The sequence below is a fragment of the Pseudomonas sp. NPDC087358 genome, assembly GCF_044900785.1.
In the GTDB taxonomy this organism is placed as follows: Bacteria; Pseudomonadota; Gammaproteobacteria; order Pseudomonadales; family Pseudomonadaceae; genus Aquipseudomonas.
The window spans coordinates 511122-524661 of sequence record NZ_JBJDOA010000004.1; the positions used below are offsets into that span (position 1 = coordinate 511122).

The following is a 13540-nucleotide window of genomic DNA, read 5'->3' on the forward strand; positions in this document are numbered from 1 at the left end:
GCCCCTTACTCAATTGCCCGACACCACCATGACTGCGCGTACCAGCGTTCGCCGTCGAACTCGATGCCACTCAATGTGAAGCCTTCGCGGGCCATCGCCGACACCGAGGCGTCGTAAAGCTCGGGCAGCAACAACGCGGCTGTGCCATGCATCGGCCATAGACTGGCCACATTGGAATGCCTGTTCAGGTGCTCACAGCTTCGGTTAGTGATGATCAGCTCGCCCCGCAGAGCCGTTGTGCGCCTGGCGGGCACCATGGGCAGCGCGACGCCTCGGTTGCGCCTGGGGGTAATGAGAAACTGCATGATCGTCCTGCTCGACAACACTGTATTTATATACAGTTAACTCGAGGCCAGGGCAGCGGTCAACGCTCAATGCGCTTAAATCCGACGGATGATCACGGCGGCGCATCGAAAGCCGTGGCGCCGCCCTGCAGCGCCAACGACCGCAGTCAGATCACTTGATCGGTCTTGGGCAATTCACGTTCATGAGCCTGTGCCGGCGCCGCATGCAGCGTCACGGGCACTGATTTGGCGGCCGGGACCTTGCTGCGTTGCGCGTGGTGCCAGAGCGGCACGAGCGGGTTGCACTCTGGATAGTAGGCCGCGCCGCAACCTTGCGGGATGTCGTAGGCGATGATCTGCAACGGCCCGACCTGGCGCAGCACCTGGGGCTCGATCGCCGTGCGCAACAGCACCCAGTCCCCGGCGGCAAAGCCCAGCCGGATGATGTCGCTGCGATTGAGGAAAACCACGCTGCGGGTGCCATGCACACCGCGGAAGCGATCGTCATAGCCATATACCGTGGTGTTGAACTGGTCATTGCTGCGCAGCGTCATCAACTGGATCACGTCGTGGGCACCGTGGGCGGGCGAGACGTCATCGTCTTCGTCGAGCTTGCGCGGGGCAATGAACTGCGCCTTGCCGGATTCGGTCTCCCACTTGCGCTGGCTCGCGGCAATCGGGCGGTGAAAACCACCGGGCTCCCACATGCGGGTCTCCATGTCATGGAAGATCTGCGGGTACACCTGGGCAATGGCTGCGCGTATCAACGCGTAATCCTGTCGCCATGACTCCCAGGGAATTCGGACGCTGGCGTCGAGTGTCGCCTGGGCCAGACCCGCAATGATTGCCACTTCCGATCGCAGCTGTTCGCCAGCAGGTTCGCTAGTGCCCTGCCAGGCGCGGATGCAACCGGTGCTGTCTTCGGTGCTGTACACCTGCTCGCGGCCGTCCTGGCGGTCCATTTCGATACGGCCCAGACACGGCAACAGCCAGGCGTCGGCACCCGGCAGCAAATGGCTGCGATTGAGCTTGGTCGCCACCTGCACATTGAGTTGCAGCTTCGACCAGGCAGGCTCCATGCGGCCGGTGTCAGGCACCGCCCGGAGAAAATTCCCGCCCAGGCCAATGAAACCCTTGACGCTGCCATCGAGCATGCCTTCACAGGTATCCACGGTGGCCAGTCCCTTGCGTGAAGGAACACTGAAGCCGAACAGCTGCTCGATCTTGTCGCCGGGCACCTTGGCCGGATCCTCGGTGATGCCCACAGTGCGCTGGCCCTGCACGTTGGAATGGCCGCGCACCGGGCAGATACCGGCGCCGCGCTTGCCGATATTGCCGCGCAACAGCAGCAGGTTGACCAGCATCTGTACGTTTTCCACGCCGTGGCGATGCTGGGTCATGCCCATGCCGTAGATCACCATCACCCGCTGGCTGCGCGCATAGACCGTGGCGGCGGCTTCCATGGCGCTGCGGCCCAGGCCCGACCGTTGCTCCAATGCCTCCCAGGAGTGGCTTTCAACTTCGCCGACAAAGGCCTGAAAGTGTTCGGTATGTTGGGCGATGAACTCATGATCCAGCACGGCGGCGCGTTGCTCCGCCAGTGCCAGGCGATCCATTTCCAACAGGGCTTTGGCCATGCCCATGACCGCTGCGGTGTCGCCGCCAATCGCCACCTGGTGGTACTGGGTACTGATCACGGTCGATTCAGGGCCCAGCATTTCAATCGGTGATTGTGGATTGACGAAACGCTCCAGGCCTCTTTCACGAATGGGATTGAAGGTGATGATCGGCACTTGGCGCTTGCGCGCTTCCTGCAACGGATGGAGCATCCGCGGGCTGTTGCTGCCGACATTCTGGCCAAAGAAGAAAATGCAATCGGTATGCTCGAAATCGGCCAGCGTCACCGTGCCCACCGGCACCCCGATGCTTTCCTGCAAACCCACCGAGGTGCTCTCGTGGCACATGTTCGAGCTGTCCGGCAGGTTGTTGGTGCCGTAGGCGCGGGCGAACAGCTGGTACATGAACGATGCCTCCAGCGAGGCGCGGCCGGAGGCATAGAACACCACCTCATCGGCCGCCAGGGTTTTCAGCCTGGCGCCGATGCTGCGGTAAGCCTCTTCCCAACTCGTCGGGCGGTAATGATCGGATTGGGCGTCGTAGCGCATGGGGTGGGTGAGCCGGCCATGCTGCTCCAGCGCGTAATCGCTCCAGTCGCGCAATTGACTGAGGCTGTGCTGCTCGAAAAAATCAGGACCGGTGCGCAGCGACGTCAGCTCCCAGGCGGTGGCCTTGGCGCCATTCTCACAAAACTCCAGTGCGTGCGGGTTACCGGGTTTGGCCCAGGCGCAACTGACGCAGGCAAAACCCTTGGGTTTGTTCTGTCTGAGCAAGGCCTGCGGCGCTTTTAAAAGCGCCTGCTCGCGCCACAGGATGCTCATCACCGAACGGGCCGAGCCCCAGCCTCCGGCTGCCGAGGTATAGGGACTGTAATGGGCGGTGGAATGGATAAGCCGCATTGAACGCTCTCGCTTGGCAGTAGGCCTGTGTACTGGATACCCGAATGCCCGAGGCCGGATTCCCGGCCATGGGCGCCTTTTCATGGTTCGCCGGCACTCGGCGACTCAACGCGGCTCGTGCATGGGACAACCGTTGTGCTGGGCACGGAACCCTGCGGACATCTCATACGCCGGCTTGCGCACCCGCATGACGCCACCCAGGGGACGGTGCGCCTGCAGCCCATGCCAAGGGCTGAAGGCCATGCTGTCGTCGATTTCTCTGACCTTGTCACCACTCCACGCCGCCTGGGGTTCAACGTCGATACGGGCGACGGCGACGAAGGGGCTCAGGTCCTCGGGCCAAACCACGGAGGCATCCTCGATGGGCATTTTGTCGATGTCGGTTGCCAGTTGAATGCGCACCTCCCATACGCCGCCCTGCTGATCGAAATACTCACTGACCGCCTGGCGCAGGCCATCCGGTTTGTCGTCCAGATCCACAGGCTGATCCGTCAGCGCGGTCAGCGAAGGCGCAACCGGCACCACTGCCAGCTTGGCGTAGTACGGGCCGTACAGGAATGGCACCACGCTGTAGAAGCTCTCTCCCAGAATGTGCGTCTGCGGATGGCCGCCCAGGCTCTTCAAGGTGCCACTTTCGCCGCCCATCGATTCGATCGTCGACTCCACCCCGCGCAGCACCGCTGACAACGCTTTTTTCAGGCCTGGCGCCTTGTCCGTGGTCTTGGCCAGCATCTTCAGCGTGGTCAGGAACGACTTGGGCGTGGCGGCAGTGAACGCCTTGGCGTTCTGCATCACGAAATCCTGCGTGACCTGGCCTTCGGAGCCCGGCAGTCGCGGCCCTTCCACGCCGACGATCTTCAGCGCAAGACCGCGTGGGGTCGAAACCTTGTCATCGAGGATGTCACCGGGGTTGGTGGAGAAACGCATCACCACCGCCAGGCTCCCCGGCTTTGCAAATGCACCTTGTGCCAACTCCGGCGCAAGGTTGTCGAGCACGGTGAGCTGACCGCGCAGCAGGCCGTGGGCCTTGGCATGCACGCTGCGATTGGCATGACCGTTATCCTTGAACGTGGTCTCCATGATCGTATGCAGCGTTTCGGCCAGTTCCTTGCTGGTCTGTGCCTCATCGTCAGGGATCTGTTCGAACGACGGCTCAAACGGCAATGGGTGAATCGCTCGCGGGTTCATGGGTAGGTCACTCATCAAGGGTATCTCCACGCTAATCGGCAAAAGCCACGGGCGGCTGTTCGGATCTCAATGGCAGCGCTGTCGTAAGGCATGCGCAGCGCCGCTCATGTGGGTGACTGCGTTTGTTTTGCCGTTGTTCAAGACGGCGCGTGGTTTGTGCGACAGGCGGCATGTCGATTAGCCACCTGGCCGAAACGCGGAACGATCCACAGACGCCTGAGTCGAGATGTTCAGGCCGTCCTGGAGGACGTTGCCCAAGCGATAACGCTTCGATAACGCGATAACCGCCCCAACAATAAGGAATGCTCGATATGGCCAATTATTTTCAAGCCAGTGCACTGGCGATCATGCTTTCGGTAGCTTCGCACGGCGCTTTCGCCGCTCAGGATGCGGACGATTTCGTCGAGGATGCATCGGCCAAAGGCGTTGCTGAAGTCGAGGCCGGCAAGCTGGCCGAGGAAAAAGGCACTGCCGCCGATGTGAAGTCCTTCGCCAAGATGATGGTGACCGACCACACCGCGGCCAACGACAAGCTCGCCAGCATTGCCTCGCAGAAAAAACTCAAGGTCTCTGATCACGCCCAGTTGATGGACAAGGCCAAGGCGATGATCCTGGAGCTGCGCAGCGCCAAATCGTTCGACCAGGCCTATGCCAACAACCAGGTCAAGGCGCACCAAGCCACCATCAAACTGTTCGAGGAGCAAGCGTCCAGCGGTGAAGATGCCGACCTCAAAGCCTTTGCCACGGCGACCCTGCCTAAACTCAAAGCCCACCTGGCCGAGGCGCAAAAACTCGCTGCCGCCCACGGTGGTGATGCGGCGAAAAACTGACATTCGCCTAACGTTGCAAAAAGGCCGCGAGGGCATGTCCCTCGCGGCCTTTTTTACTGGGCTTGAAAATTCACGGCCATCAGAGAATCGGCTTGCCGCCCGTGACGCCATAACGCGACCCGGAGATGTAGCTGGCCTCATCCGACGCCAGCAGCACGTAGATCGGCGCAACTTCCACAGGCTGCCCTGGCCGGCCCAGTGGCGTCTGCTCGCCAAAGTGGGTGACCTGCTCCTCGGGCATGGTCGAAACGATCAGCGGCGTCCAGATCGGGCCCGGCGCCACACTGATCACCCTGATACCACGCTCGGCCAGCATCTGCGCCAGACCGGCGGTGAAGTTGGCAATGGCGCCCTTGGTGGTGGCATAAGCGACCAGGGTTGCATTGGGCATGTCCGAGTTGACCGAACTGGTATTGATGATCGAGCCGCCCGACTTCATGTGAGGCAGGGCCGCCTTGCAGATTCGGAACATCGCCGTGACGTTGATATCCAGGGTTTTCAGCCACTCCTCATCGGAGATTTCTTCGAGGGTCTTGTGGGTCATCTGGAAGGCGGCGTTATTGACCAGCACATCAATGCGGCCGAACTCTTCGACGGTGGCTTTCACGATCGCCAGGCAGTTCTCCTTTTGCGCAAGATCGCCCGGTAACAACAGGCATTTGCGCCCGGCCTCTTCGACCCAGCGAGCGGTTTCCTTGGCGTCCTCGTGCTCATCCAGGTAAGACACGGCAACATCGGCGCCTTCCCTGGCGAAGGCAATCGCCACGGCGCGACCAATACCGCTGTCGGCACCGGTGATCAGCGCAATCTTGCCAGTCAGGCGTCCCGAGCCTTTGTAGCTGGTTTCGCCGCAATCCGGATAAGGCACCATGCGCCCCTGATCGCCCGGTACAGGCTGCGGCTGCGGTGCAAATGGCGGTTTCGGATAATCGGTCATGTCTCTCTCCCTACGTCGCAATCAGGCGAAGTTGCCCTGTCTGAGCAGTGGACTTTGCGCCGTGCACATCAGTTCGCTGTTTTTTCAGGCGTGTCTGCGCGCGATTGCCCAATCCTTGCCGCGCTCATCGGGCGCTGTTCCAAAGCCATGTCTGTCGGGACCGTCCGTCCGGCGGGGTTCGATATGGATTAAACCAACTGCTGCGTTCAGTCCTCCACCGAATACTGGCAAGCCAATTGTGGAGGCAACTCATGAAAGCGGTGGTATTTCATGGCATCGGCGATATCAGGCTCGATGACGTTCCGGAACCGACCCTTCAACAGCCCACCGATGCGATCGTGCGAATCACCGCGTCGGCCATTTGCGGCACTGATCTGCACTTCATTCGCGGCAGTGCCCCGGACATGCAGAGCGGCACGATCCTGGGCCATGAAGGCGTTGGCATCGTCGAAGCGTTGGGCAGCGATGTGCGCAATCTCGAGATCGGCGATCGGGTGCTGATCCCCTCCACCATTGCCTGCGGCAACTGCGCGTATTGCCGCGCCGGCTACTTCGCCCAATGTGACGTCGCCAACCCCAATGGCAAGACCGCTGGCACCTCGTTTTTCGGCGGGCCCAAAGCCACCGGCCCGTTCGATGGCCTGCAGGCAGAGAAAGCCCGAATTCCCTACGCCAATATCGGCCTGATCAAGCTGCCGCAAGCGATCACCGACGATCAGGCGATCGCCATGTCCGATATCTTCCCCACCGCCTGGTTCGGCGCCGAAATGGCCGAAATCAAGGACGGCGACACGGTGGCGGTTTTCGGCTGCGGCCCGGTCGGCCTGTTCACCATCGTCAGTGCCAAGCTGATGGGCGCAGGTCGGGTATTCGCCATCGACGGTCTCAACGACCGGCTTGCCCGCGCGCGCCACCTGGGCGCTGAGTGCATCAATTTTGAAGAGGAAGACCCGGTGGCCACTCTGGCTCGCCTGACTGATGGTATCGGCGTCGACTGCGCCATCGATGCAGTCGGTATCGACGCCAACCATAGCCACGGCGGACATCCTCACAGCCATGAGCAGTGGCAGCCGGGCGACGCGCCAGCGCAAGCACTCAAATGGGCGGTGGACAGCCTGGCCAAGGCCGGCACCTTATCGATCATCGGCGTCTACCCGGCAGGCTTCGACACCTTTCCCATCGGCGCGGCAATGAACAAGAACATCCGCATGAACATGGGCAACTGCCACCACCGCAAATACATTCCCAAGCTCATCGAGCTGACCCTGGCGGGCAAGGTCGATCCCGGCAAAGTGCTCACCCAGTGTGAGCCACTGACTGATGCCATCAGCGCGTTCGCCTCATTCGACCTGCATGAAGCTGGCTGGATAAAGGTCAAGCTCGAACCCGATCAAGACCTTGTAGCGGATAAGGAGAATCTGACATGAAAGCCATTCGTATCGATCATTTCGGCGGCCCGGAGGTGATGGAAGTCAGCGAGGTGGAAATCCCCCAACTGCAGCCGGGCGAGGTGCTGGTCAAAAACATGGCCGTCGGCGTCAATCCGGTGGACTTCAAGATCCGCGAAGGCCAGTACCCGGACGTCAGGCAAGACAAACTTCCGTTGACCATGGGCCGCGAGGTCGCAGGCCAGGTTGAAGCGGTGGGCGATGGCGTGAGCGGCTTCAAGGTGGGCGACCGGGTGTTCGCCATGATCGGCGCCGACGGCGGCTACGCACAATTTGCCCGGGTGCCGGCGGCGCATCTGGCCCATGTGCCCTCCTCCCTGGACTGGCGGCACGCGGCAGGTGTGCCATTGGCCGCGCATACGGCCTGGCAGGCGCTGGTCGAGCATGGGCACCTGGAACAAGGGCAAAAAGTGCTGATCCATGGTGGCAGTGGCGGCGTTGGTCACTTTGCCGTGCAGTTCGCCCGGGTCAAAGGCGCGCAGGTTTACGCCACGGCTTCCTCCGAAGGCCTTGAGTTTCTCAAGCAGATGGGTGTGGATCGCGCCATCGATTACAAGCACGAGAAGTTCGAGGACATCTGCCACGACTTCGATCTGGTCATCGATCTTATTGGCGGCGAAACCCAGTCACGCTCCTGGCAGGTGTTGGGCCAGGGTGGCAGGCTGGTCTCGACGCTGGAGATGCCCGACGCACACCATCGGCAAGCGGCGGGCAAGACCGGTACGCGTTTTACCGCACGTCCCGACGGTCAGGAACTGGCCAACATTGCGGGACTGATCGAAGCGGGCGAAGTTCGCGTCATCATCGAGCAGACCTTCGAATTGGCCGAGGCCAGACAGGCGTTGGATGCGGTTGCCAATCACCACGTGCACGGCAAGGTCGTGCTGCGCATACCACAGCGTTGATCTGCACAGGCTCGGGGGTAAACCCATGAAAACGCCACTGCTGCTACTGCTCGCCAGCCTGGCCCCGGCCTGCGTGCTGGCCCAGGGTTGTGACGTCACGGTCCACTCGCAGAGTGCCGCCGTGCCGGTTATCGCCACCCACACCTGCTATGAATACCAAGGCATGCCGGCCGATGCCATCGACTGGTCATGCAGCAATGAAAGCAAGCAGATGCTGGCCAGCACGCAGAAACGGGTCGATCAATGCGCGCAGGATTATCAGGCCACCTGCAGCGCCAGACTTACCCAGGAAACATTGGCCAACCCGCGCGCCACCCGCAAGGATGAGAACAGCAAGCCGATCAACGTCCCGGACAACGCGCGGATCGTCACCCGCTACTACGATGCAAAGGAGTTGTCGCAAGCCAGGATCGACTGCGAGATGGACGGCGGCCGCTGGGAAATCCGCTAACCGGTGCGCGATCTGGCCTGTGACCGTCAGCTCACGAGGATAATGGGATGAAGCCGTCCGCTGCGGAGCAGGCGCTATTGCGCCAACGTCGGGCGCTTGCCGAATTCGGTGAGCTGGCCCTTATCTGCCCGAACCTGGACGACGCCATTGACTCGGCGTGCATCGGTGCCAGTGAAGCGCTGGGCACTCATCTTGCGAAATTCATCCAGCTCGATGCGCTCAACCGCCGGATGTGGGTGCGCAACGGCGTCGGCTGGACCAAGGGCGTGGTAGGCGCGCAAATGCTGGATCTGGTCCAGGGCACTCCGGAATGGCACTCTTTGAGTGTCGCCCACCCGGTGCGCTCGGAAAATGCCGTGCTGGAAACCCGCTTCAGCCTGCATCCGTTCCAGGTCGTCAACGAAGTCCGTGCATTCATCAATGTCATCGTCTATGCACCCCACGACCATTCGGCCATTGGCATTTTCGAGGTGGACAGCCGTACTCCACGCGGTTTCGGCGAGCGGGACGTGGATTTTCTGCTCAGCTACGCCAACCTCATCGCCGGTTGTTTCGAGCGATTCAGGATCACTGACGCACTGAAGGTGACAGAGGCCAAGCTGCGCGAAAGCGAACGCCAGTACCGGATCGCCGTGCAGCTCAATCCGCAGATCCCGTGGACTGCCGATATTCTCGGGTCCATCACCTCGCTGGATCCCAGGTGGGCGGATTTTTCCGACCTGCAGCGTGAGCAAACCCTGGGACAGGGATGGCGGGCGTTTACTCATCCGGAGGATATGCCTGCCCTGGTCGAGAAATGGAGTCAATCGATCTCGACCCTGCAGCCGTTCGATATCCAGGTCCGCTTGCGCAAGAAAATCGGGCACTACGACTGGTATCACGTGCGCGCTTACCCTGAACTGGATGACAGCGGGCTGTGCAGACAGTGGTACGGCACGGTGGAAGACGTCAGCGAGCGGGTGCGCCTGGAGACGGCGCTCAGGGAATGGAATGACAACCTTGAAGAACGGATTGGTGAACGCACCCGGCAACTGCAGGATGAACAGCATGAGCGTGAGGTGGCTGAAAGCAAGTTGCGCCAGAGCCAGAAAATGGAAGCGGTCGGCCAGCTCACCGGCGGCATCGCCCATGACTTCAATAACTTGTTGGGCAGTATCTGCGCCAGCCTCGACCTGATGCACTTGCGTATCGAGGCTGGACGGTTCAGCGATATCGGCAAATACCACGCGGTGGCGATGACTTCAGTCAAACGCGCAGCCGCCCTGACCTCGCGCCTGTTGGCGTTCTCCCGCCAGCAACCGCTCGACCCGCATGTGATCGCCCCGGACGAGGTGGTGGTCGGCCTTGAGGACATGATTCGCCGGGCCATGGGGCCGACGATCCAGGTCAAATGCATCCTCGGCGCGAGCGGCAATATCAGTTGCGACCTGAACCAACTGGAAAATGTCCTGCTCAACCTGTCGATCAACGCCCGCGATGCCATGCCGGCCGGCGGCACCTTGACCATCGCCACCCAATGCCTGGAAGTGGATGCACGCACCGCCATGGACAAAGACCTCAAGCCCGGGCCCTACGTGCTGATCTCGGTGACCGACAACGGCTGCGGGATGGATGCGGAAGTGTTGCGAAGGGCTTTCGACCCGTTTTTCACCACCAAGAAAATCGGTCAGGGCACCGGCCTTGGCTTGTCGATGATCTACGGTTTCACCCAGCAATCCGGGGGCCAGATACGCCTGCACAGCACGGTTGACGTTGGCACCACCGTCTCGATGTATTTTCCCGCCGACCCGCGCAGCGTTGAGAACACACCGCCAGTGCTCGATACCCTTGCGCCTGTGCGCAGCAACGGTGAAGTCATATTGGTGGTCGATGACGAGGCCGGCATTCGCGAAATCACCGTGGAGTTATTGGTTGAGCGCGGCTACACGGTGTTCGAAGCGGTGGACAGCACCTCGGCGTTCAATCAGTCCGGCAAACTCAAGCAACTGGACCTGCTGGTCACCGATATCGGCCTGCCCGGCTCGATGAATGGGCTGGAGATGGCCAAGCAGCTGAAGGCCAAACGCCCACAGCTGAAGATCCTGTTCATCACCGGCTACGCAAAGGCCGAAGGCATCGCCGAAGGACTGCAACTCGGCCAGGTGCTATCCAAGCCGTTCAGCCTTGTGGACCTGTCGCAGTCCGTCAGCAACCTGCTGGCCAACAGGGACAGCGTCAGCTGATGGCGCGCGGGTCAGCGGCCGCACGGTAAACCTGGGCGCGCATGGCCTGTCGATGACCCGGCGCCAACTCTTGAACGCCGCGTTCTGTCGCTCACAGGCAGCTGTCCACAGGGGGCCGAAGGCCTTGCCTTGACGCACTAGGTGCATGACCTGGCCACTGGCGGCCGCCAGTTCCAGATTCACCTCAAGCACTTCTATCTCGTACGCAACCGGCATCGCGGCGCCTCGCCCTGATGAGTCTGCCTGTGGAAAAATCGTCGATCAGCGGTCAAAGCGCCAGTACCGTCGGTCCGAGCCCCACGGCCCGGGCCCTTATGCGGAGGCAGGACTGCTGACCTGCCTGACTGACCACGGGTCAGAAACGGAACGCCACGCCGGTGGTTACGTTGATCGCATCGCCGGGATAGAAGTTGGCCGAGTCCTGTCCCTTGGCGTCATACGCGGTGTTGGCGGCAGTGGCGTAGCGTTCGTTGCTCAGGTTGCGCGCGTCGACGAATACTTCCCATTTTTTGCTCGGCGCCTGGTAACCGAATTTGGCACCCCAGATAGTGTAGGACGGCGCGCTCCAGCTGTTGGCGAAATCCACGTAGTAGCTGGAGGCCGACCGTGCGTTCAACTGCGCGTAGAAACCGCTGGCCTGACGGTATTCAAGCTCGGCCTGATAGACCTGGCGTGGCAGGCCGGGCAGCTGGTTGTCGCCGAAGGTCGCATCGTTACGGTAGTGAAAGTCATTGAACGTGTAGGCCTGGCGCAGCGTTACGGTGTCGCCCTGGCTTTCCCAGAGCAAGGCGTTCAGGCCCGCTTCGAGCCCCTGATGAATCGTCGGACTGCCGTTGGAGGTTGCCACCAACTGGTCCTGCGTCGCCGTCGCCTGCCGCACCACCACCGACAGCAGCTCTTTCTGAATCCACGAGCGGTAGACGGTCAGGCTGCCGTCGAATATCCCGTGGCCACCGCGAATCCCGAACTCCACGGTATTGCCCTTCTGCGGCCGGACATCGCGAATGTACGGCGTGCCGGTGCTGCCCAGTTGCCAGGTCACCGGTGGATCGATGGAACGGCTGAGATTACCGAACAGCTCGAACTCAGGTGTCAGCTGATAACGCAGGCCGATGCGCGGGGCGACGTCATGCTCTTCATATTCCACGCCGTCGGGAAACGCGGTGGTGTTGACGCCGGTGGTGTACTCAATCTGCGCTTTGCGCTTGATGTCGACGAACGACACACCGGTGGACAGCCAGAGCCGGTCAGCCAGTTGCAGCTCGTTGCCCAGTGAGAACACGGTGTCACGCGAGCCTGTGTAGTTCGCCTCTTGCAGTTTGACGTCGGTGCCCTTGGCATGGGATTTCACGTCGGCAAGGTCGGCGCGGGTATTGCTGAACGTGATCGTGCTGTCGCTGGGCAATCCCAGGAAGCTGTCGCCGGTGCGCAGGTAACGCAAGGTCAGGTTGAGGTCCTTGGAGCGCCAGTCCTGGGGTGTCGCGGAATAGCGCCAGCCGTTGTACAGCGGGTAGTCGTTGTAGCCCAGGCCCACCTCCAGCCTGGCATTGTCATCGAAGGTATAGGTGGTCTTGCTGCCCAGCAGGGTCGATCCATCCTTTTTCCGCCCGGTGGGAACGTTGTTGCTCGTGGGGTCGTGCTTGAGCTGTTGTTTGGTCAGGGTATTGCCCTGAGTGAGGGTTTCTTCGCGGTAGCGCAGATAAAAACGGGTCTCAAGCTTGGGGTTGAACACGTGTCCGAAGTTGGCAACGATGCCCTGCCCTTCGTTGGCCGTGTTGTCCTGATAACCGTCGCGCTCGTTGTGCTGCACGCTGACGTAGTAGTCGCTGTCGTCCACGACCGCGCCTGTGCTCAACACCTGCTTGCGATAACCGTAGCTGCCGGCCTCGAACCGCGCATAGTTGCCCGGGTCGGTGCGTCCGGTCTTGCTGACGAAGTTGATCGCGCCGCCCAGCGACAGCGCCGAATAGCTGAACGCGTTGGCACCGTACAGCACTTCGGTATGGTCCACCGCTGCCATGTCGAGCATGTCCTCCTGAGTGCCGCCGGGGCCGGTCAGTGGCAGGCCGTCGAAGAGGAATTTGATGCCCAGCACGTAGCCCTGATAGAAGGTATTGAGCCCCGAGCCGCGGATCGAAATCTTGTTGGCGCCCGAGCCGCTGGTGGCCTGGGCGAACACGCCCGGCTGCAGGGCCAGCACGTCCTCGGCGTTGGCGGCCCTGCCCCGTTCGACTTCGCGGTTGTCCACCACGACGGTCTTGCCCGGCACCTTGGCCAGTTGGCGTTCAGCTTTCTGCGCCTCGCTGGCCGATGCTCCGGTGACCGTGACGGTGGCCAGTCGAGGGTCTTGTGCAGACGGTGGCTGCGCTGCAAAGGCGGCGCCTTGAACCAGCATCAACAACACTCCCAGGCTGGAAGCGGTGGCAAGTGAATCCGTACGACGAGCGCGTGCTTCAAACTTTTGCAGCATCAAATGTCTACTCCCCAGGTTTTAAGTTAGTTGGAGCATCTATTCGTATAGTCGCGCTCCGGACTCACTTAGCAGGGTTCATGCCATGCGCTTTTGTGCATGTTTTACCGATGTTTCAAACAACCCGCGCGCTGTATAACAAACAATCTGTTGTGTTCATGTCCCTTTTCAAACAGTAAAGAAAGACCTTGCGCTCCCCGTGACCCTGGCGATTGTTCAGGGGAGGTCAAGATGGCGACACCTGCCCCTCCCTCCTGTTGGTAATAACCACTGCAGCATTGTGATATAT

Annotated in this window: 10 protein-coding genes; 5 read left to right on the forward strand and 5 right to left on the reverse strand. The window is 61.2% G+C overall.

All coding sequences use genetic code 11. From position 1 onward, the window contains the following. Positions 1-5: 5 nt before the first annotated feature. The 3 genes from ACI2KS_RS12365 to ACI2KS_RS12375 all read right to left on the reverse strand — a co-directional run bounded on the left by ACI2KS_RS12365 (position 6) and on the right by ACI2KS_RS12375 (position 4003). Positions 6-305 (reverse strand): hypothetical protein, encoded by a 300-nt coding sequence (locus ACI2KS_RS12365; RefSeq protein ID WP_404620483.1) that lies wholly within the window; start codon positions 303-305, stop codon positions 6-8. Between the two features lie 146 nt (positions 306-451). After that, positions 452-2800 (reverse strand): FdhF/YdeP family oxidoreductase, encoded by a 2349-nt coding sequence (locus ACI2KS_RS12370; RefSeq protein ID WP_404620485.1) that lies wholly within the window; start codon positions 2798-2800, stop codon positions 452-454. 105 nt (positions 2801-2905) lie between these two features. Continuing rightward, positions 2906-4003: a catalase family protein gene (locus ACI2KS_RS12375; protein ID WP_404620487.1), complete on the reverse strand. Its 1098-nt coding sequence runs from the start codon at positions 4001-4003 to the stop codon at positions 2906-2908. A gap of 296 nt (positions 4004-4299) precedes the next feature. Here ACI2KS_RS12375 and ACI2KS_RS12380 point away from each other — a divergent pair, with 296 nt between their 5' ends. Beyond that, positions 4300-4818 (forward strand): DUF4142 domain-containing protein, encoded by a 519-nt coding sequence (locus ACI2KS_RS12380; protein WP_404620489.1) that lies wholly within the window; start codon positions 4300-4302, stop codon positions 4816-4818. A gap of 79 nt (positions 4819-4897) precedes the next feature. Here the strand turns inward: ACI2KS_RS12380 and ACI2KS_RS12385 are convergent, their stop codons facing one another. Next, on the reverse strand, positions 4898-5755 hold the full coding sequence (locus tag ACI2KS_RS12385; protein WP_404620491.1) for an SDR family oxidoreductase: 858 nt from the start codon (positions 5753-5755) through the stop codon (positions 4898-4900). 251 nt (positions 5756-6006) lie between these two features. Between ACI2KS_RS12385 and ACI2KS_RS12390 the strand changes: the two genes are divergently transcribed. From ACI2KS_RS12390 to ACI2KS_RS12405, 4 genes are read left to right on the forward strand one after another with little or no spacing between them, the layout of a single operon-like run. Beyond that, complete coding sequence (locus ACI2KS_RS12390; RefSeq protein WP_404620493.1) at positions 6007-7182, forward strand: zinc-dependent alcohol dehydrogenase; 1176 nt, start codon at positions 6007-6009, stop codon at positions 7180-7182. After that, positions 7179-8108: an NADP-dependent oxidoreductase gene (locus ACI2KS_RS12395; protein WP_404620495.1), complete on the forward strand. Its 930-nt coding sequence runs from the start codon at positions 7179-7181 to the stop codon at positions 8106-8108. Before ACI2KS_RS12390 ends, ACI2KS_RS12395 begins: the two co-directional genes overlap by 4 nt. 25 nt (positions 8109-8133) lie before the next feature. Then, positions 8134-8559, forward strand: coding sequence for a hypothetical protein (locus ACI2KS_RS12400; protein WP_404620497.1), 426 nt, complete (start codon positions 8134-8136; stop codon positions 8557-8559). 47 nt (positions 8560-8606) lie between these two features. Beyond that, positions 8607-10781: an ATP-binding protein gene (locus ACI2KS_RS12405; protein WP_404620499.1), complete on the forward strand. Its 2175-nt coding sequence runs from the start codon at positions 8607-8609 to the stop codon at positions 10779-10781. Between the two features lie 355 nt (positions 10782-11136). Here the strand turns inward: ACI2KS_RS12405 and ACI2KS_RS12410 are convergent, their stop codons facing one another. Continuing rightward, entirely contained in the window at positions 11137-13251 is a 2115-nt protein-coding gene (locus tag ACI2KS_RS12410) for a TonB-dependent receptor family protein (RefSeq protein ID WP_404620501.1), read from the reverse strand. Positions 13252-13540 lie beyond the last annotated feature (289 nt).